Below are 22398 nucleotides of genomic sequence, written 5' to 3'. Positions count from 1 at the left end.
CTTTCAGGGGTTAATCACCTGCCTGAGTCTCTGGTCTGCATCGATGTACTGGTTGATCTCATCAGAGAGTTTTACCAAAAGATACCACCAGTAGATACCAAAGGTTATGATCGTCAAGACGATGAAAATTCCGACATTTCTGTGCTTTACATAACTCAACATGGGCGAAGAGATCCCCAAAAGCGGATACATGGCATTTTTTATCTCTTCTAATCTCTTTGCAACGGTGAAAACACTCTGCAAGTATATCGACAGAAAAACAATCGCCAGGATTGAAAAAACGAAGGAAGCCATTGGTACAAGAAAAGATATGATGTAAAAAACCATATAAACCCAGTAAGCCCAGATGTTCAGGTTCAGTGTGGAAAGATGTCCTTCAATAACGCTCAGGTTGATCTGTTTGTCAGGCTCAACCTTTTGTTTGAGATAGCTGAGTAAAATCTTCGTGTTCTGGATGTTCTCATTCAACGTGGAGCTCCACTGGTTCAGCACTATCAGGGTGAAGATGGCTGCAAGTATACCAACAAGACCAGAAACCAGCGTTGTTAAAATGCCTCCAAACATTCTGGCATAACCGCGTCCATAACCAAAACCCCCGTTGAAAACGCCTTCAAGCATACCCCTTAGAACACTGATGACACCTATTGCTCCTACAAGGGCTGCGATGATTGAAAAAACCACAGCTAAGATCGCAAAGCTGCTGTTAATCTTTTTCTCACTGAGCAAAACTGGATTCATCCAGCTCACCTCCCATCTTCTCAATTTGCTCAACAGACAGATACCTGATACCGGCTTTTTCAGAACTTTTGTCGAAAAGGTCGTCATTTCCCACCATGAGACAATCATCCGGCTTTACCTTGATTATAGAACATATCTGCAAAAAATACCTTGGATCCGGCTTACAAAAGTAGGAATTTTCCATGTGTGTTATCAGATCAAAATCCGATTCACTCAGACCTATCCAGTTGATTCTTTTTATCACAGCCACTTTTGGAAAAACGGGATTTGTAGCAAGCACCAGTATTTTTCCGTTCTGTTTGAAATGTTTCAAAAGTTCCATGGCACACGGATTTGGTCGTACCAGAACCTTGAGACTGTCAAAGCTTTCACTCTGATAAAACTCATCAAAAATAGTCCTGTAATTTTCAGACGAACCATATTTGTTTTTGAAACAAGCCAAAAATCTCTCGTAATTGTTGATCCTGCCATCTGCAAATCTGGTTATGTATTCAACACACTCAAGGATATCTTTACTTGAAAAATCCAAAGAATAGTTCTGCCGTACAAAATTCTTGAGTGTCTGGAAATATTTCTGGGCAAATTCACTTTCATCGACCAGTGCAAGTGTTCCATCATAATCCATTAACAGTGCTTTCACTCAGATCCTCCTTTCTGTATTACGATCATCTGTGGTACAATTTTATCAGCTATTGGTAAAATGTGCCAAAAGGGGGTTTAAAAGATGAAAAAATGGTATATCTTGCCAGCGGTTTTCCTGATAGTGACGATATTTCTCCAGGGCTGTGCTGGAATAGGTAACTGGTTCGGTGGTGGGGGTCAAACTCCGACAAACAGAGCTCCAGACAAACCAACACTGATCTCTCCCCAGAACAATGAGATTTTAAAGTTCGCTTATGTCACATTCAAATGGAGCTGTTCAGATCCGGATGGAGACGCTCTGACCTATGATCTGTACCTTTCCGAAAAAGGACAGCCACTTTCTTCTACCGTCCAGGGACTTTCGAAAACTGAGTACAGTACGATCCTGACACCTGGTAAGAGCTATCAGTGGAAAGTTGTCGCAAAAGATACTAAAAACCAGAGTACACCAAGTGACGTGTACGAATTTTCTATTTCATTGTCCATAACACCTGTGAACGTATGGGATTATCTGTACATTGCAGGTGCTTCGAACGGACTTTTGATTTACGATATCACAAGACCTTTTGATGTCCATTATCCAATATCATTTAATCAGCAAATTTCAAGTACAAAAGAGATCGTTGTTTTTGGTGAATGGGCTTATATAGTCGATTCATCAGGAAAAATAGTAAGTTTAAATCTTCCAAAATATTTATCCGGCGAAGAAACACAGACAGAAACTATTTCGTCTTTTGGTAATTATCCGTCAAACGCAAAAAGAATCAAAGCTGGTACATTCAGCCAGTCGAATTATCTTGTAGTTTCAAGCGATGAAAGAGTCTTTTTCTACAACATCACTTCAAAAACAAGTACCGTGTACGGTGGGTTGGCTTCGGTGAACGCAATAGCCATCGGTTCAGATAACATAGTCTATCTGGCTGGCTTTCAAAATAACAAACCCACTTTTGTCAAGCTGAAACTTGGCACAGATGGAACCTTAAATGTCTTGGGTAAAATCAACCTGAACTACGAACCATTAGACATGATCTTGAAAGATAACTACGTGCTCTTGGTGGGAAAAAATTCTAATTCTGTTTACGTTGAAGCATACGATGATTTGACACCTTATGCAACAAGTGCTGAACTTGGAAAGCTTTCAGAGAGTTTTGCTGGTATAACAGTCTACAAAGATAGAGTCTTTGTGGCGGCTGGAAATGGTGGAATTGTGAGCTTTGATTTTAATGACCTATCAGGCAACTTAGAGCTAACTGAGATAGCAACATCTGATCAGTGGCAAAGCACAAGTTATGCAAGAGATGTTTTGGTAAGAGCTTACACAAATGGGTTGTATGCGTATGTTTCGGCAAACGATGGTCTGTACATCTTCGATGTGGATGAAAAACCCGAGCTTATCGGTACGATAGACTTTGTCTCACCACTGTATAGGATCTCTGCACCACAGGAATAAAAAAGGGGACTTTAGTCCCCTTTTATTTTTTCAATCCATTTTCCATCTGTAAACTGGTTTTTTAGTCGCTGTGACGTCATCGAGCCTTTTTACCGGGGTTTTGCAGGGAGCGTTTTTCACAATTTGCGGATTTGTCTTTGCTTCTTGAACTATTGTTTGCAAAACTTCTGCGAATTTGTCAAGAGTATCTTTACTTTCTGTCTCGGTTGGCTCTATCATCATGGCTTCGTGAACTATCAGTGGAAAGTAAACTGTTGGAGCGTGCATACCGTAATCGAGCAATCTTTTTGCGACATCCAAGATCTTTACCCCTGTTTGCTTAGCAAACTCACTGCCGTCAACCACAAATTCATGCATGCAAGTTCGCGGCGAAGCAATTTTCAAAAATTTTGAGATCAATGTTCTCAGGTAATTTGCGTTCAAGACAGCCATCTGTGATGCATGAGTAAGTCCATCCTTTCCCATCATCAGTATATAGGTGTATGCTTTCACGAGTACAGAAAAGTTACCATAAAAACTCCTCACTCTTCCTATACTCTTTGGTACGTCGAAGTCTGGATAGTAAGTGTCGTCTTTCTTTCTAATAACTGGTACTGGCAGGAATTCTTCAAGAAATTTTTTCACACCAACAGGTCCACTTCCAGGTCCACCCATACCATGTGGTGCGGAGAAAGTTTTGTGGAGATTGAGATGGACTATATCAAAACCTGTGTCACCGGGTCTTACTCTTCCCATGATTGCGTTGAGATTTGCACCATCATAGTACAGCAGTGCACCTGCGTCATGAACCATCTGCGCAATTTTCAAGATGTCTTTTTCAAACAATCCCAGCGTATTTGGGTTTGTCAGCATCAAAACAGCAACTTCATCGTTTAGATGGTTTTTGAGTTCTTCAAGATCGACCAGACCATCTTCAGTTGATTTCAGTTCTACGACATCAAACCCAGCCATCGCAGCAGAAGCAGGATTTGTCCCGTGTGCCGAATCAGGGACAAGTGCTATATGCCTTTTTGTGTCGTTCTTAGCCAGATGATATGCCCTTGCAATCAACATACCTGTAAGTTCTCCATGTGCACCAGCGGCAGGCTGCAATGTCATTTCATCCATCCCTGTGATCTCACACAGCAGTTTTTTGAGTTCAAACATCAACCTGAGTGACCCCTGTGTGAATTCCCATGGCTGGTAAGGGTGTATCTGCGTAAAACCATCGACAGATGCCACATATTCGTTTACCTTCGGATTGTACTTCATAGTGCACGAACCGAGTGGATAAAATCCTTTATCAACTGAGTAATTCTTGCCTGCCAGTTCTGTGTAATGTCTGACCACATCTGGTTCAGAAAGCTCAGGCAAATTCAAAGATTTCTTCCTTATCAAATGATCTTCAAAATCGTACTCTCTTTTCTCGATATCCGACTTCGGCAGTCTGAATCCTTTTCTACCAGCAACTGATTTTTCAAATATCGTCATAACTCATCACGCCCCAAAAGTTCCACAAAGCTATCAATACTCTGCCTTGTATTAACCTCTGTTGCGCAGGCAAGACCACAGTCGCTGTATTCTTCAAAGTACCAGCCCAGCGGAAGCGGTCCAAGTATTCCATATTCAAAGATCTTTCTCCATCTTGAGTCATAATCCTGTGTGAATCTGACAGCAAACTCGTTGAAAAATGGACCGTCAAACAACAACCTGAAGCCCTTTTGTTTTAACTTATCTGCGAAATAATGTGCGTTTGAATAACTTTGCTGTGCCACCTGCCTTAGACCATCCGGACCCATTATGCTCATGAATATGGCATTGGTAACAGCCATCAGAGCGTGGTTGGTACAGATATTAGATGTGGCTTTTTCCCTTCTGATATGCTGTTCTCTTGTTTGAAGAATCATCACATAACCCTTGTTGCCATCAACATCTGTTGTTTCACCTATCAACCTACCGGGCATTTTTCGAACGTGCTTTTCAAGTGTTGCCAAGAAACCCACCGTTGGACCTCCGTAGTTCATACAGATACCAAGAGGTTGTCCATCTCCAACGACGATATCCGCGCCAAAAGACGAAGGTGGTTCGAGTACTGACAGAGAAAAAGGCTCAGCTACAACAATAAAAACAGCATCTTTTATGTTCTCCTTGATCAGTTTGAGATCTTCTATTATTCCAAAGAAATTTGGATACTGAACTACAACAGTACAGGTGTCATCATTGACCAGTTTTTTCAGAGCATCTACGTTTGTCCTGCCAGAATTGTCAAGCGGTATTTTCTCAAAAACGAGTTTTTGAGCAGATGCGTAGGTGAGACTGGTTTGAAAATATTCTGGATGAACGGCTTTGCTTATCAAAACCCTGTGCCTGCCGTTTATTCTGTGAGCCATCAAAATGGCTTCTGCAAGAGCAGATGCTCCATCATACATCGAAGAATTCGCAACTTCCATACCCGTCAGCTCACAGATCATCGTCTGATACTCGAATAAAGCCTGAAGAGTGCCCTGAGAAACCTCTGCCTGGTAAGGTGTGTACGCGGTCACAAACTCCGGTCTTGAAGCGAGTGACTTCACCACCTGAGGAATGTAATGTGCGTATATACCGGCACCCATGAAAATTTTCGATTCCTCTATAACCTTATTCTGATCAGCAAGGGATTTGAGCAAAGAAACAACAGTGAATTCATCAAGACCATCCGGGATATTCAACTCTTTAACAGTTATCGGAACATCTTTATACAGATCATCAATACGCTGCACACCAATCGTGTGCAGCATCTTTTGAATCTCTTCATCTGTATGAGGAATATAAGGATGCATTATCCTTCCTCCTTGCACAACTTTTTGTAAGCCTCCTCATCGAGAAGTTGGTTGAGTTCCTTTTCGTCGCTCATTTCGATTTTGACAAGCCATCCTTTACCTTCAGGATCTTTATTCACAAGTTCTGGCTGGTCATTGAGCTTTTCGTTCACTTCGATTATCTTGCCACTAACCGGTGCGTAGATATCACTTGCCGCTTTTACAGACTCGATACTCATGAACGAATCTCCTTTTTTCACAACCTTTCCAATCTGCGGTAGATCAACGTAAACCACATCTCCGAGTTTGTCCTGTGCAAAGTTGGTTATTCCTACCGTCGCGATCTTTCCATCAACCACAACCCATTCATGGGTTTTTGCGTACTTTTTCATTCCTTACACCTCCTATGAAGTTTTTACCGATCCTCTATAGAAAGGTAATTTCACAACCCTTGCCTTCACCCTCACTCCTCTTATGTCAACTTCGACCTCGTCTGAAAGTTTCATCCGATTGTCAAGCATGGCAAGTGCTATCGATTTGCTCAGAGTAGGTGAAAAGCCACCACTTGTTATCACACCTACTTTTTCTCCGTCTTTGAAAACTTCCATACCATGTCTTGCGATTCTCTTGTCCAGAATTTCCAAGCCCCTTATTCTTCTTCTCAAGCCTTCCTCTTTTTGCTTCAAAAGACTATCTTTACCTATGAAATCCTTATCAAACTTCACAACCCATGAAAGCCCTGCCTCCAATGGGGTTACACTATCGTCCATGTCATTACCGTAAAGCATATACGAAGCTTCGAGTCTGCAGATATCTCTGGCACCAAGCCCTGCCGGCTTAACGTTCAGATCTTCTCCGCGTAAGAGCAATTCATTCCATATGAATGGAGTGTCATTCCATCTGCAGTATATTTCAAAACCATCCTCACCGGTGTAGCCTGTTCTGGAAATGATACAGTACTTGCCAAAGATCGTATAGCTACCAAAGGTGTAATAGGATAGACTAACGATGTCCGGCGAAAACTTTCTCAAAAATTGCTCGCTCATCGGTCCCTGAACTGCTATGAGTCCGTATTCCATTGAAAGGTCGGTGACTTTCACGTCAAAGCCGGCTGATTTTTCAACAATCCATTTGAAATCTTTATCTGTATTGGCTGCATTCACAACGAGCATCGCCCGCTTTTCACCCAATCTGTAAGCAAGTAGATCGTCTATGATTCCGCCTTTTTCATTGCACATGGTTGTGTACATCACCTGACCAACCTTTAAAGACCCAAAAGAATTTGTAAGCAGATGGTCAACAAATCTCACAGTGTCTTCTCCTTCAACGACGATTTCACCCATGTGAGAAACATCGAAAATTCCAACGTTTTTTCTCACATTCATGACCTCGCTGGTAATACCTTCATACTGAAGAGGCATCTCCCAGCCCGCAAAATCAACCATTTTTGCTTTTAAAGAAATGTGATTCTCATAAAGAGGTGTTCTCTTCACTTCTAAGCGCCTCCTTAATTATCTGTTGAGCTTTTTGCAGATCATCTTCCATGACCATTATCTGAACCAGCCCACCCTGACCGAAGATGACCGGATCAAAACTACCCGGTTTGATCAGGACCTGTATACCATTTTCCTGAAGCAGAGATTTTACAATATTTGCCGTTGTCAAATCAATTTCCTGTATCAGGACCTTCCACAAGGTAACTTCCTCCCGTTGTATAATCAATCCAGTATCGATTTTACACCAGGAGGTGACAAAAAGTGAAAACCATAGGTGTGTTAACAAGTGGTGGAGATTCACCGGGTATGAACGCGGCTATCAGAGCCGTTGTGAGATTCGCAGTGAGAAATGACCTGAGAGTCATCGGAATAGAAAGAGGCTATTGCGGACTGATAGACGGTGCGTTCAGGGAAATGCATTTTCCAGATGTCGCAGGTATCATGGAAAGAGGTGGAACGATTCTCAGAACAAGCAGATGCGGTGAGTTCTACACAAAAGAAGGCAGGGAAAAGGCTGCTGAGCAGTTAAAAGCTGCTGGCATAGAAGGACTGGTCGTTATAGGTGGTGAAGGGAGCTTAACGGGTGCAAAACTTCTGTACCAGGAGCATCACATACCAGTTGTTGGAATACCCGGTACCATAGACAACGATATATCACAAACCGACATGTGCGTGGGTGTGGATACGTGCTTAAATACAGTTGTTGAAGCCATTCAAAAGCTGAAAGACACTGCAACTTCACATGAACGGGCGTTCATCGTTGAAGTGATGGGAAGGTCTTCCGGTTATATCGCTCTCAATGCCGCACTTGCAACAGGTGCAGAAGCTGCAATCGTACCCGAGATACCCATAGATTGGGACAAATTAGCCGCAAGATTGCTTGAAGAAAGAAAAAGGGGAAAAATAAACTGCATCATAGTGGTCGCAGAAGGCGCCGGAGGAGCTCTCAATGTGGCAAAGAACCTTCAGGACAAAATCGGATATGAAACACGAATATCGATACTTGGTCACATACAGCGCGGCGGAAGCCCAACGGCATTTGACAGGCTACTGGCAACCCGAATGGGTGCAGAGGCTGTTAAAGCACTCCTTGAGAAAAAAAGCTGTGTTATGACAGCTCTGCAATTTGGAAAGATCGTCACTGTACCGATAGAAGATGTACTCAAAGAAAAAAAGACCCTGGATTTATCGCTTTATCAATTGACATACATTCTCTCCTGAGGTGAGAGAATGAGAAAATCAAAGATAATATGCACTATAGGTCCAAAAACAGAAGATCCACAGACAATTAAACAACTGCTGCAGGCTGGTGTGAATGGTATCAGACTCAATGCTGTTCACTATGACACAGAAAAACTCAAAAAAATCATAGATACCGTCAAAGAAATCAGAGATGATATGAACATACCTGTGGCGATCATTGTAGATCTGCCCGGTTCTAAGTTGAGAACCGGGGAGCAGAAAGAAGAGTTCATTGAATTATCTTATGCAGAAAAAGTGACAATAACGACAGAAAAAACGACATCTACAAAAGGGCTAATCAGTATCGACTACCCAAGATTAGCCCAAGAAGTCAAAGTTGACGATCCCATATTGATCGACGATGGAAAAATAAGACTGAGGGTCACGAAAATCTCCGGCAAAAAGATCGAATGCGTTGTTGAAGTGCCGGGAGTGATCAAAAAAAATTGTGGTGTGAACTTGCCTGAGTCTGATCTATCAATTCCCGCATTGAGCGAAGAAGACAAAAGAATAATAAATGAGTGTGGAAAAATGTCGGTCAACTTTTTCTGCCTCTCGTTTGTTAAAAACTCAAAAGACGTGAAAGAAGCACGGAGAATTATCGAATCGATCAATCCAGGTGCCGGAGTAATCGCAAAAATAGAAACCAAAAAGGCAGTGGAAGATATCGACCAGATCTGTGAAAACAGCGATGGAGTGATAATTGCAAGGGGGGATCTTGCGGCAGAAACCTCGTTGGAAGAACTGCCCGTTGTTCAGAAAAAAATCATACAGGTGGCATCCAAATACAGAATACCGGTTATCATAGCGACACAGATCCTGGGATCGATGGTTGAAAATCAATATCCAACAAGAGCAGAAGTGATAGATGTAGCAAGTGCGGTGTTCGACACGGCTGATGCCATCCTGTTCACATCGGAAACAGCCGTAGGCAATTACCCGTTGCAGGTTGTCCAGATGGCAAACAAGATCATCGAAAACGTGGAAAAACACCTCAAAGACAACAGGACAATTACTACCTACAGACATTTTGAACAGACTGAAGATCCTTCCGAAGCGATAGCAAAATCCTGTTATTACGTGGCTGAAGAAATAAAGGCAAAGGCAATAATAACCTCGACCGCTTCTGGAAGTACAGCCCGAAGAGTATCTCATTTCAGACCGCTGTGTCCGATCATCGCAACAACACCGGACCAGGATACCTTCAATCAGCTCTCGATTGTGTGGGGAGTTATTCCAATACTCGTCCCGGAGGTCCACTCGACGGATATAATGATCCACGTTGCGGTTGAAAAAGTGAAATCCCTTGGATACGTCGATAGCTCTGATATCGTCGTTGTGACCTCCGGTGCGCCGTGCGGTGTAGTGGGCACAACTAACATGTTGAAGGTGCACACTGTGGAATAGAGCGGATATCTACTGCATTTTCCAGAGCTGATTGACAATATCACAGGCAAGCTTCACGTTGTTTTTGAGAAGCTCAATGTTGCTCTGAACAGTTTTCCCATTGGAATAGTAGGCTAATCTTGAGAGTAAAAACGGAGTGACATCCTTGCCCTCGATACCAGATCTTTGAAGATCTCTTTGAGCCATCTGCTGCCATTTTTCAAACTCTTCCTGTTCGATCGCATGATCCTCTGGAATGGGATTGAAGACGAGCAATGCACCGGACAGATCCAGTTTTTCTTTTTGCAGAAAAATCGAAGCAATTTGTTCTGCACTATCGACTTTTGTGATCTTCAGATCTGTGGATTTGCAGTAAAAAGCAGGCAGTCTGTCTGTTCTATACCCAACAACAGTAACCTGTAAACTTTCGAGCATCTCCACAGTCGATTGTAGATCCAGAATCGACTTTGGTCCAGCACTTACAACTATCATCCTGGTTTTTGCAAGTTCCATCAAATCCTGTGATACATCCCAGTGTTCAGTTGAATGAACACCTCCTATACCGCCCGTTGCAAAGACCCTTATCCCATTCAGATGAGCAATACGCATAGTTGCACTCACCGTCGTCGCGGCAGATTTTTTCAGAGCCACTGCAACCGGTATTTCCGCAGTGCCAACCTTTATCACATCGTTTCTCGTACCGATTTCAATTATCTCTTCTTTGCTCAAACCGACCTTGATCTGACCATCGATGATGCCAACAGTACACGGTGTGCAGTCGTTTTGCCTTACTATTTGTTCGAGTTCGAGTGCCACTTTTATATTGACCGGTTTTGGCAAACCGTGTGCAATAACCGTGGATTCAAGGGCGATCTTTTTTTCGAACATGCTCTACCACCTTTCAAAATGTATACGATCTTTTTTGAACCTGTCAACAGGCTCAGGCTTTTCGGCTGGATATCCGACACAGACCAGCGAGAAAGCTACCACATGATCAGGCAGGTTCAGCAATGTTCCCAAGCCCTTCACCCTTTCCTGATCAGGATAAATACCACACCACACAGTGCCAAGTCCAAGTTCAGTCGCTCTTAAAAGCATGTTCTGTGTGGCTGCAGAACAATCCTGAACCCAGAAATCACCGTATTTGATCAGATTCAGATCGGCACAAACAACAACAGCCACTGGTGCTTTCAAAAGCATCTTCGCATAGGGATGTATTTGAGCGATCTTTTGTTTTATTTCTCTGTTTTTTATCACGATAAAATGCCAGGGCTGTTCGTTACCGGCAGATGGTGCGTACATTGCCGCTTTTATGATCTCTAAAACAAGCTCATCTTCAACTTCTCTGTCCTGATATTTTCTGATACTCCTTCTTTGGTAAATAACGCTCATCAAAATCACCTCAACTGGCTTTTCTGATAACTCCTACAATCATGGCAAAAATCAGCAAGATCATACCGATAAACTGAACCAGAGACATTTTTTCAGATAGCATCAAAAACGAAAACAAAGCCGCGAAAACCGGTTCTCCAACGTATATCAAAGCAGAAATATTTGAACCAACATGCTTTTGAAACTTGAGTTGCACCCAGACCGCAAAGATCGTAGCAAAGAATGCCGTGAACATGAGCGCATAAGTTGCTGCGGCGTTGATTTTCAAATCACCACCAATCGGGCTCAATACAAAATTTATAAGAGCTGTCAGCAAAAACTGCGGTGCAAGGAGAGATATCTCATCATCTTTGGCTTTTGTAAAATGAGTTATCAGAACCACATGAATTGAAAAAGCCACGGCACAGATCAACGTTAAAAGATCACCGACGTTGAAAGGATCTTTCGATGGATCGTTGAGCATGTAAAGCCCAACAACGGAAATCAGAAAAGAAATCACCTGGGACAGAGTCGGTTTGCTTTTCTCTATGAAGTATGAAAAAAATGGCACAAATGGTATATAAAGGGAGGTTATAAATCCACTCTTGGTCGAGCTTGTTATTTTCAAGCCACTTGTTTGAGTTGCGTATGCAACAGCCAGGAAAAAACCTAAAATCAGTCCTTTTCTCCAGGAAGGCTTTTTTCTGAAAAAGACAATGGTTAAAAGGAATGCGACCAGAAATCTCAAAAAATTGTAGAAAAACGGGTTAATTCCTTGCAGCGCAATTTTTTGTATGGGAAAAGTTAAACCCCATATGAACGTGACGATCAACAGCAAAAATACAGCTTTTTTCATAAAACACTCTCTCTTTTTACCAGTCTCGTGCTCAGAATTATCCTTTCAGGCACCTGCTCGCCTCTGATCATTTTGATCAAGTACTGACCGCAGATTTTTCCAGTCTCCTCGTTCATGTACTCCACACTGCTCAGCGCTGGTTCTAAAAGACTTCCAAAGGCAAAATTTCCATATCCAACAACTGAAACCTGCTGTGGTATCTTTACACCTTCGTTTTTCAAAACCCTTATTACACCCGCTGCTATGTCGTCTTTGCTACAAAAAATCGTATCCGGCAGGACTGTCAATTCCATGATGGCATCATAAGGACTTTTCGAATTGAGTACCTTTACATCGTAAGAGTCAATCCTGTGCTGAAACATGGCTTTCATAAATGTACTGTACAGTTTACAAGCTCTGTAATTGGACAGGTTCTCACACAAAAATGCAAATCTCTTTACACCTTTTTTGAGCAAATCTTTTATCAAAAGATCGATCGTTGAAAAATAATCAAAGATAACCGAACAGGATGATGATTCTTGACCAATCATCATTGAGGTATTAAATCTAACATCGAATTCTTCACCAATTGCAACGACGACATCACCCAGATTGTTCAAATCTGTCTTAATACTGGTTGAGATCTGCTCATTCCACAGGCTCTGAACCAGTCCATACAGCACTCTCAAATACTGCTCTTCCCATTTATCGAGTACCACATCAACCTGCACGGAATTTTTTCTAAAGGAACGGGCAAAACTGCTCGGCTGAAAACCCGTGTCCTTTATCACCTGCAAAACCTTTTCTCTAAGCTGGGGATCAACATTCCCCTTTTTGTTCAGAACACGAGATACCGTTGAAATAGACACACCTGCGATATCGGCAATGTCTTTGATCGTTATCTTCTTCAAAAAAAGCCCCCCACGGCTTTCTCTCAGTCTCTTCTGCCGAATGCACCGGCAATTAGGAGCATTCTCAAAAGCTGTAAAACAGACATAGCGGTTGCTGCGACATACGTCAAGGCTGCTGCACTCAGGACCTTTCTGACTCCTTTAAGTTCCTCTTCAGACATCATGATGTTTTCTTTAAGCAACTTCATCGCTTTTTTGCTCGCATCGTATTCCACGGGCAGTGTGATCAAACTGAACAGCACAGCCAAAGAAAAGAGTATGATACCAAACTGCCACAGCGCAGGCAGTGCAAAGATAAGTCCCATGATGAACAGGATCCAAGCAAGGGACGATCCTAGATTGGCAACCGGTGCGAGAATTGTTCGAAATACAAGAGCCGGGTTTTTCTGAGCATGCTGGATCGCATGACCGATCTCATGAGCAACAACACCGAGAGCAGCCACAGAAGGACTTGCATAAGTGGAAGCGGAAAGCCTCACAACCTTTACTCTCGGATCGTAATGGTCTGTCAGATGCCCGGGCATCGATTCAACTCGCACATCGTAGATGCCAGCACTATCAAGTAACCTCATGGCAAGCTGACTGCCAGTGAAGCCCGTGGAAGATCTCACTTTTGAATATTCGGAGAAAGCAGCACTGACCTTGATTTGAGCCCATACAGCCAGTAACAGTGCAGGTATGAGAAGTATGAAAGTCGGATCATAAAAGAACACAATTTCACCTCCTTCGATTAGGACATTTCACATTTGAAAACCGTTCGAATCTTTGCTCAATCTTCAAATCAAGTGAACAAAAAGTCCACTTTTCAATTTTGGTTCAAACCAGGTCGATTTCGGTGGCATTATCTTACCAGAATCCGAGACTTTCATCAAATCTTCTATCGATGTCGGATAGAGCGAAAATGCAACTGCCCAGCCTTTTTTGTCAACATAGTCCTGTAAAGCCTGTAAACCGTGAATACCACCGATGAAATCTATCCTCTTATCGGTTCTGGGGTCTTTTATCCCAAGAATGCTATCTAAAACATGTTCCTGCAAGATTGAAACATCCAAGGATTTTATGGGATCAGAATCGTCTATTAGATTTTTCCTCAGCACCAGCCTGTACCATTTTCCATTTATATACATTCCAAACTCGTGTTTTTTCTGAGGTCTGTACGCACCTTCTTTTGAAAGAGATACCTCAAAAACCTTTTCTATTTTTGAGAAAAACTCCTGTTCACTCATACCATTTAAATCTCTGACAACCCGATTGTAATCGTATATGCGTAGATGCCTGTGCGGGAAAAGAACTGCTAGGAAGAAATTGTACTCTTCGTTCCCCGTGAATGTCTTACTTTCCTGCCTGAGAAGCTGTGCAACCCTTACCGCAGAAGCAGCCCGGTGATGACCATCTGCTATGTAAAAACTGTCGACTGTACCAAAAAGTGTTTTTATCTTTTCAATAACCTTTTTATCCTGAATCACGTACACGACCTGTCTGATACCATCTTCATCAAAAAAGTCGTACTCAGGTTCTCCCTGAGCGAGATTTTCTATATAACTATCTATTTCCTCGCGGGAACGGTACATCAGGAAAACCGGTCCGGTTTGAGCTCTCAGATAATTTATGTGTTTTGCCCTTTCTTCCTCTTTGTCTTTTCTGGTCAGTTCGTGTTTTTTTATGCGGTCTGTGAGATATTCATCAACTGAGAAGGTCGCAACCAAACCTATTTGAGTATGGTCTTTTGCAACTTGCTTGTATATGTAAAAAGATTCACGATCCTGGAAAAAGATCCCAGAATCAACAAACCATTGAAGATTTTTCTTTGCTGCTTCAAGTGCCTTGTCAGAAGACGGTTCGACCTGTTCGTCGAAGTTCACTTCCGGTTTTGTCACTTTGTAAAAAGAATACGGGTTATTCTGCACAACCTTTTTTGCGTCCTGAGAGCTTATCACATCGTATGGTTTCACAGCCACTTTCTGGGCAAACTCTTTCTTAGGTCTCAACGCCATGAATGGCTTAACGATCATGCTTTTCAACCTCCTTTAGATATTTTTCCTGCTTGTTAAACATTTCTTCTGATCTGTTATCACTCAATTCATGATCGTAACCACTCAAATGAAGGCAGGAATGTATCACAACCCTTACCAGTTCAGTTAAATAAGGCTGTCTGAATTTCTCCGCATTCTTCTCTACCTGCTTTGGACAGATGAATATCTCTCCAAATAGATCCATGTCGTTGTAAACAAAAGTAAGCACATCGGTTGGTGAATCGATCTTTCTATAATTTTTGTTGAGATCTCTCATGCGTTTTTCTCCAATGAAAATTATGTTCACCTTCACTTCGCCAATTTCATTTTTCAAAATCTCATTTGCCACTTTCCTGATCAGTGTTCTGTTTACCGGACTTTTTGTCCTGTTGATTATTTGAATTCTGGGCAAGGCTTATCACCTTCTTTATTTCCTCTTTTGGATATTCTATGCGGCTCTTGAACATATTGAGTAAAACCTTGGTGAATTCCTCTGCAATCGCTTCCAGGTCCTTCAAAGTCAACCCGGATTCATCCAGTTCTCTCTCGTTGTATATGCCTGATATTATCTCCTCAACCATTGTTTGGACGCGTCCTGCAGAAGGGTTCTTCAGGCTCCTTGCAGCTGCTTCAACTGCATCGGCTAACATTATTATACCTGCTTCTTTAAACTGCGGTTTTGGACCGGGATAACGAAATTCATTTTCGCTCAACTGTTCGCCAAGTTCCTTTGATTTGTTATAGAAATACTTTTGCACACGTGTACCATGGTGCTGTGGGATCACATCCTGTACAAGGAGTGGTAATCTGTTTCTTTTTGCCATCTCTAAACCCGATTTAACGTGATCCTGAATGATCAGATGACTCAACTTCGGACTGAGTTCATCGTGAGGATTTTCCTGGTAGATGTTCTCGGTATAGAAATACGGTCTTTTTGCTTTGCCGACATCGTGAAAATACGATGCCGTTCTTGCTAAGATGGCATTTGCACCTATTCTCTGAGCCGCAGCTTCAGCGAGATTTGCAACCATCGAGGAGTGATAATAAGTACCCGGAGCTCTCAAAGATAGTGTCTTCAACAAAGGGTTGTTCAGATTACCGAGTTCTATCAGATCAATATTGGAATATATCATACTCGCATATTCTATGAATGGAAGAAGACCTATGCAGATGATTGAAGAAATAAAAGGTGTGAAAAAAGCAATTAAAATCTGTAAATAATCTGGTTTCATGCCCTGTATTCGACTGTGCAACAGGTAAAAGGTTATCGAAATCAAAGCAACGAAAAAGGCAGATTTTGCAACCTGCATGCGTTTTTCAATCTTTGAACCCATCACCGCTGTGACCAGACAGGTGGTTAACATCATGGCAAATCCAATGCTGTTGAATCCAAAAGCCGTTGAAAAAACCACTGATAAATAAATCGACGCCACTATAGCCAGTTCTCTGTTGTATAAAAGTGCAACCAGAGTGATTGGAATAAAAAAAGGTGATATGTAAGAGCCAAATTGCTCTGTCAAAACTCTCGCCAAAAGAGCACCTGACAAAATGATGAGATAAAACAAAATAGAGTACGATCTGTGCAGAATAAATGGCTTCTGGTTGATCTGTGGCTTGACAACCACAAACCACAGAAACAGCGCCGCGATGTAACCATTTACCAGAACGAACAGATTTGGCAGGTGAGGTAATTTCAGCAGGAAAAAACACAGGATTACAACAACAAAATCAAGCCAGTTTCGAATAAAGAAATCAGCCGCTTTTTTCATGTTTATTCCTTTCATAATTTTCATAGGCTTTGATGATCTCTTTGACAACAGGATGCCTGACGATATCAGACTCAGATAGGTAGACAAACGCTACGCCATCTATGCCTTTGAGAATGTTCTCGCATTCTATCAAGCCCGAATTACCTTTATCAATATCTATCTGAGTTACATCTCCTGTGATGACCGCTTTAGAGTTGAAACCAATTCTTGTCAGAAACATTTTCATCTGCTGGTGAGTCGCATTTTGAGCCTCATCGAGTATGACAAAGCAGTTGTTCAATGTTCTGCCGCGCATGAAAGCCAATGGTGCAATCTCGATTATGCCTTTTTGTCTGTAGGTGTAAAACTTCTCGGCAGGCATCATATCCATTATGGCATCGTAGATTGGTCTGAGATATGGATCCACCTTTTCAACCAGATCACCAGGTAAAAATCCGAGTTTCTCACCAGCTTCAACAGCAGGTCTTGTGAGTATAATTCTCTGGACAATTCCCGATTTGAGATAGTCCAAAGCCATGGCTACTGCAAGATATGTCTTACCCGTCCCAGCAGGACCGATTGCAAACACCACATCGAATTTTCTCATTGCCTCGACATATTCAGCCTGACCCTTCGTTTTGGGTCTGATTCTGCCAGACAGGATATTTTCTTGAGGACTCTGTGCCAAGGATCTATCCCAAGAAGAATACAAATCAACCAGAGATTCGAACTCACTCCAATCCATGACATAACCTTTTTTGGCTGCGGTAACAACTTGAGAGAGTATACTTTCAACTGTTTCAACTATGGTCTGGTCATTGCCAGCCACCGTGATTTTTTTGTCCGAAATGTCTATGTTTACGGAAAATCTCTTTCTAAGAAATCTCAATCTGTTGTCGTACTGTCCTAAGACAACAACCATATCGACGTTATCTGGAACTTCAATTGTCTTGGATGTCAGTTTCACACCACCTCTCATGATTATTTTACCTCATCCCTGCTGATCGAGCAGAGAGAACAGTGATTTCAAATACTTACTTCTGGACGGATGTCTCAGTTTTCTCAGAGCCTTGACTTCTATCTGTCTGATCCTTTCTCTTGTGACATTGAAATACTGACCAACTTCTTCCAGGGTTTTGGCTTTTCCATCGAGCAATCCATATCTCATTTTCAGGACCATGGCTTCTCTTGGATTGAGAGTCTTGAGCACCTTTTCGAGCTCTTCGCGCATCAGCATTCTCATGGCTTCCTTCTTTGGAGATGCTATGTTTTCATCTGCCACGAAATCTCCAACAGTTGAATCTTCATCTTCACCGACAGGAGCTTCCAGTGAAACGGTCTCCTTGGAAGCCTGAAGTATCTCTTCGATTTTGTCGACTGGCCTATCCATGAGTTTGGCAAGTTCGTCGAGCGATGGCTGTTCACCGTATTTTTGATAATATTCTCTTGTTATTCGGTTGAGTTTGTTGATGGTTTCGACCATGTGAACCGGTATTCTTATGGTTCTTGCCTGATCCGCTATGGCGCGTGTAATAGCCTGTCTGATCCACCAGGTAGCGTATGTGCTGAATTTGTACCCTTTTCTCCAGTCGAATTTTTCCACAGCCTTTAACAGTCCTATATTTCCTTCCTGAATCAAATCCAGAAAAGGCAAGCCTCTTCCTATGTACCTTTTGGCTATGCTCACAACCAGTCTCAAGTTTGACTCAACGAGCTTTCTTTTTGCCCTTTCATTGCCAGCCTGTGCGCGTCTTGCAAGCTCACGTTCCTGAGAAGGCGTGAGCAGAGGTATTTTCCCAATTTCACGCAGATACATCTTTATGGGATCTTTTAGGGCAACGTTGTCATATACCTCTGGTCCTTCTTCTAAAAGGCTTGGAATTTCAGATTCTATGGTGCTGTCTTCCAAATCCTCTAAGGACTCGGGTTCAGCATCCTGAATGTTGATCTTGTTTTTTTCCAGTTCTTCGTATATACGTTCTATTAGAGAGGTATCAAAACCTTCGTAATCTGGTGGAAAGGCTTTATCTATGTCATCATACGTTATAAATCCCTTTTTCTTACCGGTTCTTATGAGAGATTTTATCCTCTTTTCTATCTCCTCGTTGGTCATAGTGGGCTTCTGTTCGGATTTTTCCTCAAATTCTTCCTTGATTTCTTCACGTTCCACCTCGATCACCTCCGATTGTTCTAATCAAATTCAACCTTTCTTTTAAAAGTTCTGCACGTTCTTCATCATTCTTGCAATTGGCAAGTTTACCGTCTATCTGTGACAAACGCTTTTCAATTGCTTTTCTTGCAAAACGCTTTTTTATGTCTTCAAGCATCTTCAATGAATCACCCGGGGGTATTTTCGATAACAAATCAAAAATGTACTTTTTAATTTCTTCATCCTGCTCAGAAATATCAGTGCCACTTTCAAGCAGTTCGAGAACCTTTCTGGCTTTTTCGCTCATAACAGACTTGTCTATCTTGGACAGTTCATTTCTCAGTTCTTCTTGAGTTATATAAAGGTAAATCAAATAGTCTTCGTCATTTGGAAGGGTTATCCTTGAAGCCTGTTCTTTCTGAAATTCCTGAGTCCTGTAGTACTCAGTGAGCTGAGATACTGAGAGTTTCACCTTTGTTGATATCATCTTCAACAGATTTTCATATCTTTGAATTCTCTGGGTATTCAGTAGAGATTGCACCCATACTTTCAGCTGGTTTAAAAATTTCTCAGAACCAGCAGGCGAAGAAAGATCAAAAAATTTTGAATAGAACTCAACTATGTATTCTTCGAAAGATACTGCTTTTTTCAATGCTCTTTTCAAAGCATCTGCGCCTTCTGTTTTAAAAACTTCATCTGGATCTTTCTGCGAAAACAGTGCGACAGCCACATCAAAGGACATATCTATCAGTGTTTTCAAAGATTTCAAAGTTGCTCTCTGTCCTGCTTCATCCGCGTCGAAACAGAGTATTACATTCCTGCTCAAAGCCCCGAGTTTAACCAGATGTTCTTTGGAAAGATTCGTTCCAAGTACTGCTACAGCGTTTGTAATCCCAGCCCTGTGGAATGCTATGGCATCGAAATACCCTTCTGTGATGACTGCAAAGTCAACACCTTTGATGGCTTTTTTCGCTTTATCGAGTAGAAAAAGCGTCGAGCGTTTTGAAAAATATTCTGTCTCAGGAGAATTGAGATATTTCGGCTCGCGATTGTCGATCGATCTTCCACCAAAAGCTATGGTTCTTCCAAGATCATCTTTTATAGGAATCACTATCCTGCCTTCAAAAAGATCAAGATATTCATGTGCAACAGTTTTCACAACACCATACTGAAAGACCTTAGAAAGCGGTATAGAGAGTTCTGATGCAACCTTTAAAGTCAATTTTGACCCAGCGGGGCAGTAACCAAATTCGTACTGTTCAATTTCTTCTTGTTTGAAACCTCTATCAAAAAGGTATTTCATCGCTTCTTTATTCTGCATGAGCTGTTTTCTGTACTGTGCATGAACTTTATTGAGAAAATCGATGTACTTTTCTTTGGCAGATTGCTTTGTGTCGAAATCCACCTGTATGTTAACCATCTGTCCGAGTTTTTTGAGCGCATCGTAGAAAGAAATGTGTTCAATTTCCTGAACGAATTTTATGACATCACCAGAAGCCCCGCAACCAAAACAGTGGTAGAGCTTAAGGGTTGGATTGACATGAAAAGATGGGGTCTTCTCGCTGTGAAATGGACACAATCCCCTGTAGCTGGAACCAACTTTTTGCAACGAAACATATTGTGAGACGACCTGAACTATATCGACCTCACGCTTGATTCTCTCAATGATTTCTTTGCTCACCATTGTGAAATTCTAATGTCCCAAGAAAGAAGATATCAGACAACTTCCTCCCGTCGGACAGAAAGGTAATACTTTGCGGGATCTTAATACCAAATTTTTTAGACTGATTTTGAAGAAAAAAGTTCAACACAGGGTGTCGAGTACGACACCCCGCAAAATTAACGTTTTGAGTACTGTGGAGCCCTTCGAGCTTTTTTCAAACCGTACTTCTTTCTTTCGACCATGCGCGGATCTCTTGTTAACATACCCTGAGCTTTCAGAGTAGGTCTGAGCTCGGGATTGACTTGAATCAGGGCACGGGCAAGTGCCAATCTCACAGCACCAGCTTGACCCGAGAGACCTCCTCCTTCAACTCTTATGAAAACATCGAATTTCTCATTCATCTTTGTGAGCAACAGGGGCTCAAGAGCCTGCCTTGCCCTGACCTGGTCTTTAAAGTACTCCTGCGCAGAGTTATAGGGTTTATCGTTTATTGTCAGCTTACCCTGACCGGGAAAGAGATAAACTCTCGCTACGGAAGTCTTTCTCCTACCCAAACCGTGATAGACAACATTCTCTGGCATTGTTTACCCTCCCATCAAAGCTCCAAAGGCTGGGGATTTTGAGCCTCATGTGGATGTTCATTTTTTGCATAGACTTTGAGCCTTTTTAGATACTTATCTCCAAGCGCAGCCTTGGGAAGCATTCTTTTCACAGCAAGGTATATCAATCTTTCTGGATGTTTTTCAAGAATCTGTCTTGCGGTGTTTTCTTTCAATCCTCCAGGGTATCCAGAATGGCGGTAATATATCTTCTTGTCAAGCTTATCACCGGTCAGAACAACCTTCTCAGCGTTTATCACAACGACATAATTTCCCGTGTCAACTCCGGGAAAGAATGTGGGTTCATTTTTACCCATAAGGTACTTTGCAATCTGAGTTGCGAGCCTTCCAAGCACTTTTCCTGAAGCATCGACAAGATACCACTTTTTCCCGGTTTCTCTAACAACTGTGGTCTTTTGTATGGGAAACGAACGCGCCATGACAATTCCTCCTCACTCTTGAGGTATAACATCAACGAATTTTTTGTTGTTTTTCACATAGAACCTCACAATACCTTCTTTTAAAGCATAGAGAGTGAAATCCTTGCCGCAACCAACATTTTTACCAGAATGTATTTTAGTTCCTCTTTGCCTGACAATGATATTACCGGCAAGAACTTTTTGACCATCTCCAACTTTGACACCAAGATATTTCGGCCTACTGTCTCGACCATTGGTGCTCCCGCTTTTTCTATGAGCGAACATCTGTATATCGATTCGCATCCACATTCACCTCCACAGAAAGGTTGGCAGGAAATTGCTCTTGCAAATCACTCAGACTTTTGTACAGCTCGTTTATCAACAGATCCGATAGTTCGTTCTGATTCTTCAGGGATATCTCAAGTCTTCCTTTTGATTTTTTAACAACCGCATCGCCCTGATCAGAGAGAATTCTAGCCGTATGCTGAACCAGTGCACTAACTGCGGCACATACTATATCCTTACCTTCAACATCAAAATGACTGTGACCACGAGCAATGAAAGAAAGATAATGCTCAGAAGATCTGTAAAATGTAACCTTTATCACTGTGCTTCACCGGTCTGTATTTTTTCAATCTTCACCAGTGTAAACCACTGTCTGTGTCCGCGCTCACGTCGATAGTTCTTTCGAGATTTGTACTTCACAATCGTTACCTTTCTGGCTCTTTCATGACCCAGTACGGTACCAACTACTGTACAACCCTGCAGATAAGGTTTGCCTATCTTCGCACTCGAATCGGTCGAAAGATGAAGCACTCGCTCGAAAACAACCTGTTCTCCTTGCTGCTGTGGTAATTTTTCGACAGCGATGGTGTCACCTTCACAAACTTTGTACTGCTTGCCTCCTGTTTCGATAATTGCGTACACACGTTCACCTCCTTGGCAACATGCACTGAAAAA

26 protein-coding genes are annotated in these 22398 nt (G+C 42.1%); 3 read left to right on the top strand and 23 right to left on the bottom strand.

All coding sequences use genetic code 11. The features are described from left to right. Positions 1–3: 3 nt before the first annotated feature. Both AC4E92_RS03315 and AC4E92_RS03310 read right to left on the bottom strand, forming a co-directional pair. The gene (locus AC4E92_RS03315) at positions 4–738 is read right to left on the bottom strand and encodes a DUF4234 domain-containing protein (RefSeq protein ID WP_490239165.1); all 735 of its coding nucleotides are present in this window, start codon (positions 736–738) and stop codon (positions 4–6) included. Beyond that, the gene (locus AC4E92_RS03310) at positions 716–1378 is read right to left on the bottom strand and encodes an HAD family hydrolase (RefSeq protein ID WP_490239164.1); all 663 of its coding nucleotides are present in this window, start codon (positions 1376–1378) and stop codon (positions 716–718) included. The genes AC4E92_RS03315 and AC4E92_RS03310 overlap by 23 nt, the downstream gene beginning before the upstream one ends. Positions 1379–1462: 84 nt before the next feature. Here AC4E92_RS03310 and AC4E92_RS03305 point away from each other — a divergent pair, with 84 nt between their 5' ends. After that, positions 1463–2830 (top strand): hypothetical protein, encoded by a 1368-nt coding sequence (locus tag AC4E92_RS03305; RefSeq protein ID WP_490239163.1) that lies wholly within the window; start codon positions 1463–1465, stop codon positions 2828–2830. 30 nt (positions 2831–2860) lie between these two features. On the opposite strand, the gene gcvPB is transcribed toward AC4E92_RS03305, so the two are convergent. Genes gcvPB through AC4E92_RS03280 form a run of 5 tightly spaced genes read right to left on the bottom strand, consistent with a single transcriptional unit; the run spans position 2861 to position 7302 of the window. Then, the gene (gcvPB, locus tag AC4E92_RS03300) at positions 2861–4300 is read right to left on the bottom strand and encodes an aminomethyl-transferring glycine dehydrogenase subunit GcvPB (protein ID WP_490239162.1); all 1440 of its coding nucleotides are present in this window, start codon (positions 4298–4300) and stop codon (positions 2861–2863) included. After that, positions 4297–5628: an aminomethyl-transferring glycine dehydrogenase subunit GcvPA gene (gene gcvPA, locus AC4E92_RS03295; protein WP_490239161.1), complete on the bottom strand. Its 1332-nt coding sequence runs from the start codon at positions 5626–5628 to the stop codon at positions 4297–4299. Before gcvPA ends, gcvPB begins: the two co-directional genes overlap by 4 nt. Continuing rightward, on the bottom strand, positions 5628–5999 hold the full coding sequence (gene gcvH, locus AC4E92_RS03290) for a glycine cleavage system protein GcvH (protein WP_490239160.1): 372 nt from the start codon (positions 5997–5999) through the stop codon (positions 5628–5630). The genes gcvPA and gcvH overlap by 1 nt, the downstream gene beginning before the upstream one ends. Before the next feature lie 12 nt (positions 6000–6011). Beyond that, complete coding sequence (gene gcvT, locus AC4E92_RS03285) at positions 6012–7100, bottom strand: glycine cleavage system aminomethyltransferase GcvT (protein ID WP_490239159.1); 1089 nt, start codon at positions 7098–7100, stop codon at positions 6012–6014. Continuing rightward, positions 7078–7302, bottom strand: coding sequence for a putative signal transducing protein (locus AC4E92_RS03280; protein ID WP_490239158.1), 225 nt, complete (start codon positions 7300–7302; stop codon positions 7078–7080). The genes gcvT and AC4E92_RS03280 overlap by 23 nt, the downstream gene beginning before the upstream one ends. Positions 7303–7364: 62 nt before the next feature. Between AC4E92_RS03280 and pfkA the strand changes: the two genes are divergently transcribed. Together pfkA and pyk are read left to right on the top strand one after the other, a co-directional pair. Beyond that, on the top strand, positions 7365–8324 hold the full coding sequence (gene pfkA / locus AC4E92_RS03275; protein WP_490239157.1) for a 6-phosphofructokinase: 960 nt from the start codon (positions 7365–7367) through the stop codon (positions 8322–8324). 9 nt (positions 8325–8333) lie between these two features. Beyond that, on the top strand, positions 8334–9752 hold the full coding sequence (gene pyk, locus AC4E92_RS03270) for a pyruvate kinase (protein WP_490239156.1): 1419 nt from the start codon (positions 8334–8336) through the stop codon (positions 9750–9752). A gap of 9 nt (positions 9753–9761) precedes the next feature. On the opposite strand, the gene AC4E92_RS03265 is transcribed toward pyk, so the two are convergent. The 16 genes from AC4E92_RS03265 to rplU form a co-directional block, all read right to left on the bottom strand. Further along, positions 9762–10619 carry a pseudouridine-5'-phosphate glycosidase gene (locus AC4E92_RS03265; RefSeq protein WP_490239155.1) on the bottom strand — a complete coding sequence of 286 codons (858 nt, stop codon included), beginning with the start codon at positions 10617–10619 and terminating at the stop codon, positions 9762–9764. 3 nt (positions 10620–10622) lie between these two features. Further along, the gene (locus AC4E92_RS03260; RefSeq protein WP_490239154.1) at positions 10623–11123 is read right to left on the bottom strand and encodes a nitroreductase family protein; all 501 of its coding nucleotides are present in this window, start codon (positions 11121–11123) and stop codon (positions 10623–10625) included. 10 nt (positions 11124–11133) lie between these two features. Continuing rightward, positions 11134–11958, bottom strand: coding sequence for a DMT family transporter (locus tag AC4E92_RS03255; protein ID WP_490239153.1), 825 nt, complete (start codon positions 11956–11958; stop codon positions 11134–11136). After that, positions 11955–12848: a LacI family DNA-binding transcriptional regulator gene (locus tag AC4E92_RS03250; protein ID WP_490239152.1), complete on the bottom strand. Its 894-nt coding sequence runs from the start codon at positions 12846–12848 to the stop codon at positions 11955–11957. The genes AC4E92_RS03255 and AC4E92_RS03250 overlap by 4 nt, the downstream gene beginning before the upstream one ends. A gap of 23 nt (positions 12849–12871) precedes the next feature. Continuing rightward, positions 12872–13561 (bottom strand): zinc metallopeptidase, encoded by a 690-nt coding sequence (locus tag AC4E92_RS03245; RefSeq protein WP_490239151.1) that lies wholly within the window; start codon positions 13559–13561, stop codon positions 12872–12874. A 63-nt stretch (positions 13562–13624) separates the two neighbouring features. Next, positions 13625–14860 carry a DUF1015 domain-containing protein gene (locus tag AC4E92_RS03240; RefSeq protein WP_490239150.1) on the bottom strand — a complete coding sequence of 412 codons (1236 nt, stop codon included), beginning with the start codon at positions 14858–14860 and terminating at the stop codon, positions 13625–13627. Next, positions 14850–15209: an rRNA maturation RNase YbeY gene (gene ybeY / locus AC4E92_RS03235; RefSeq protein WP_490239185.1), complete on the bottom strand. Its 360-nt coding sequence runs from the start codon at positions 15207–15209 to the stop codon at positions 14850–14852. Before ybeY ends, AC4E92_RS03240 begins: the two co-directional genes overlap by 11 nt. Next, positions 15199–16629 carry an HD family phosphohydrolase gene (locus AC4E92_RS03230; RefSeq protein ID WP_490239149.1) on the bottom strand — a complete coding sequence of 477 codons (1431 nt, stop codon included), beginning with the start codon at positions 16627–16629 and terminating at the stop codon, positions 15199–15201. Before AC4E92_RS03230 ends, ybeY begins: the two co-directional genes overlap by 11 nt. Further along, on the bottom strand, positions 16613–17587 hold the full coding sequence (locus AC4E92_RS03225; RefSeq protein WP_490239148.1) for a PhoH family protein: 975 nt from the start codon (positions 17585–17587) through the stop codon (positions 16613–16615). The genes AC4E92_RS03230 and AC4E92_RS03225 overlap by 17 nt, the downstream gene beginning before the upstream one ends. Positions 17588–17599: 12 nt before the next feature. Beyond that, the gene (gene rpoD / locus AC4E92_RS03220; RefSeq protein ID WP_490239184.1) at positions 17600–18721 is read right to left on the bottom strand and encodes an RNA polymerase sigma factor RpoD; all 1122 of its coding nucleotides are present in this window, start codon (positions 18719–18721) and stop codon (positions 17600–17602) included. A 46-nt stretch (positions 18722–18767) separates the two neighbouring features. Further along, the gene (dnaG, locus tag AC4E92_RS03215; RefSeq protein WP_490239147.1) at positions 18768–20441 is read right to left on the bottom strand and encodes a DNA primase; all 1674 of its coding nucleotides are present in this window, start codon (positions 20439–20441) and stop codon (positions 18768–18770) included. A 155-nt stretch (positions 20442–20596) separates the two neighbouring features. Beyond that, positions 20597–21001: a 30S ribosomal protein S9 gene (rpsI, locus tag AC4E92_RS03210; protein ID WP_490239146.1), complete on the bottom strand. Its 405-nt coding sequence runs from the start codon at positions 20999–21001 to the stop codon at positions 20597–20599. Between the two features lie 14 nt (positions 21002–21015). After that, a complete protein-coding gene (rplM, locus tag AC4E92_RS03205; protein ID WP_490239145.1) occupies positions 21016–21459 on the bottom strand; it encodes a 50S ribosomal protein L13 in 444 nt (147 codons plus the stop codon). Positions 21460–21471: 12 nt separating this feature from the next. Next, positions 21472–21741 carry a 50S ribosomal protein L27 gene (rpmA, locus tag AC4E92_RS03200; RefSeq protein WP_490239144.1) on the bottom strand — a complete coding sequence of 90 codons (270 nt, stop codon included), beginning with the start codon at positions 21739–21741 and terminating at the stop codon, positions 21472–21474. Continuing rightward, the gene (locus AC4E92_RS03195; RefSeq protein WP_490239143.1) at positions 21710–22045 is read right to left on the bottom strand and encodes a ribosomal-processing cysteine protease Prp; all 336 of its coding nucleotides are present in this window, start codon (positions 22043–22045) and stop codon (positions 21710–21712) included. The genes rpmA and AC4E92_RS03195 overlap by 32 nt, the downstream gene beginning before the upstream one ends. Continuing rightward, positions 22042–22365 carry a 50S ribosomal protein L21 gene (gene rplU / locus AC4E92_RS03190; protein WP_490239142.1) on the bottom strand — a complete coding sequence of 108 codons (324 nt, stop codon included), beginning with the start codon at positions 22363–22365 and terminating at the stop codon, positions 22042–22044. Before rplU ends, AC4E92_RS03195 begins: the two co-directional genes overlap by 4 nt. Positions 22366–22398: the final 33 nt, after the last annotated feature.

Source organism: Pseudothermotoga sp. (assembly GCF_031962025.1).
Lineage (GTDB): Bacteria > Thermotogota > Thermotogae > Thermotogales > DSM-5069 > Pseudothermotoga_B.
Note: the sequence above shows the minus strand (reverse complement) of the source record. Positions and strands in the feature narration are given on the sequence as shown.

What these genes read in the sequence shown, in the direction of transcription:
- pyk (WP_490239156.1), top strand. Translation starts at nt 8,334, where the DNA reads ATGAGAAAATCAAAGATAATATGCACTATAGGTCCAAAAACAGAAGAT.
- AC4E92_RS03265 (WP_490239155.1), bottom strand. Translation starts at nt 10,619, where the DNA reads ATGTTCGAAAAAAAGATCGCCCTTGAATCCACGGTTATTGCACACGGT.
- gcvPB (WP_490239162.1), bottom strand. Translation starts at nt 4,300, where the DNA reads ATGACGATATTTGAAAAATCAGTTGCTGGTAGAAAAGGATTCAGACTG.
- rpsI (WP_490239146.1), bottom strand. Translation starts at nt 21,001, where the DNA reads ATGCCAGAGAATGTTGTCTATCACGGTTTGGGTAGGAGAAAGACTTCC.
- gcvPA (WP_490239161.1), bottom strand. Translation starts at nt 5,628, where the DNA reads ATGCATCCTTATATTCCTCATACAGATGAAGAGATTCAAAAGATGCTG.
- rpmA (WP_490239144.1), bottom strand. Translation starts at nt 21,741, where the DNA reads ATGCGAATCGATATACAGATGTTCGCTCATAGAAAAAGCGGGAGCACC.
- AC4E92_RS03305 (WP_490239163.1), top strand. Translation starts at nt 1,463, where the DNA reads ATGAAAAAATGGTATATCTTGCCAGCGGTTTTCCTGATAGTGACGATA.
- rpoD (WP_490239184.1), bottom strand. Translation starts at nt 18,721, where the DNA reads ATGACCAACGAGGAGATAGAAAAGAGGATAAAATCTCTCATAAGAACC.
- AC4E92_RS03255 (WP_490239153.1), bottom strand. Translation starts at nt 11,958, where the DNA reads ATGAAAAAAGCTGTATTTTTGCTGTTGATCGTCACGTTCATATGGGGT.
- AC4E92_RS03315 (WP_490239165.1), bottom strand. Translation starts at nt 738, where the DNA reads ATGAATCCAGTTTTGCTCAGTGAGAAAAAGATTAACAGCAGCTTTGCG.
- AC4E92_RS03225 (WP_490239148.1), bottom strand. Translation starts at nt 17,587, where the DNA reads ATGAGAGGTGGTGTGAAACTGACATCCAAGACAATTGAAGTTCCAGAT.
- AC4E92_RS03260 (WP_490239154.1), bottom strand. Translation starts at nt 11,123, where the DNA reads ATGAGCGTTATTTACCAAAGAAGGAGTATCAGAAAATATCAGGACAGA.
- AC4E92_RS03240 (WP_490239150.1), bottom strand. Translation starts at nt 14,860, where the DNA reads ATGATCGTTAAGCCATTCATGGCGTTGAGACCTAAGAAAGAGTTTGCC.
- rplM (WP_490239145.1), bottom strand. Translation starts at nt 21,459, where the DNA reads ATGGCGCGTTCGTTTCCCATACAAAAGACCACAGTTGTTAGAGAAACC.
- gcvH (WP_490239160.1), bottom strand. Translation starts at nt 5,999, where the DNA reads ATGAAAAAGTACGCAAAAACCCATGAATGGGTTGTGGTTGATGGAAAG.
- AC4E92_RS03230 (WP_490239149.1), bottom strand. Translation starts at nt 16,629, where the DNA reads ATGAAAAAAGCGGCTGATTTCTTTATTCGAAACTGGCTTGATTTTGTT.
- dnaG (WP_490239147.1), bottom strand. Translation starts at nt 20,441, where the DNA reads ATGGTGAGCAAAGAAATCATTGAGAGAATCAAGCGTGAGGTCGATATA.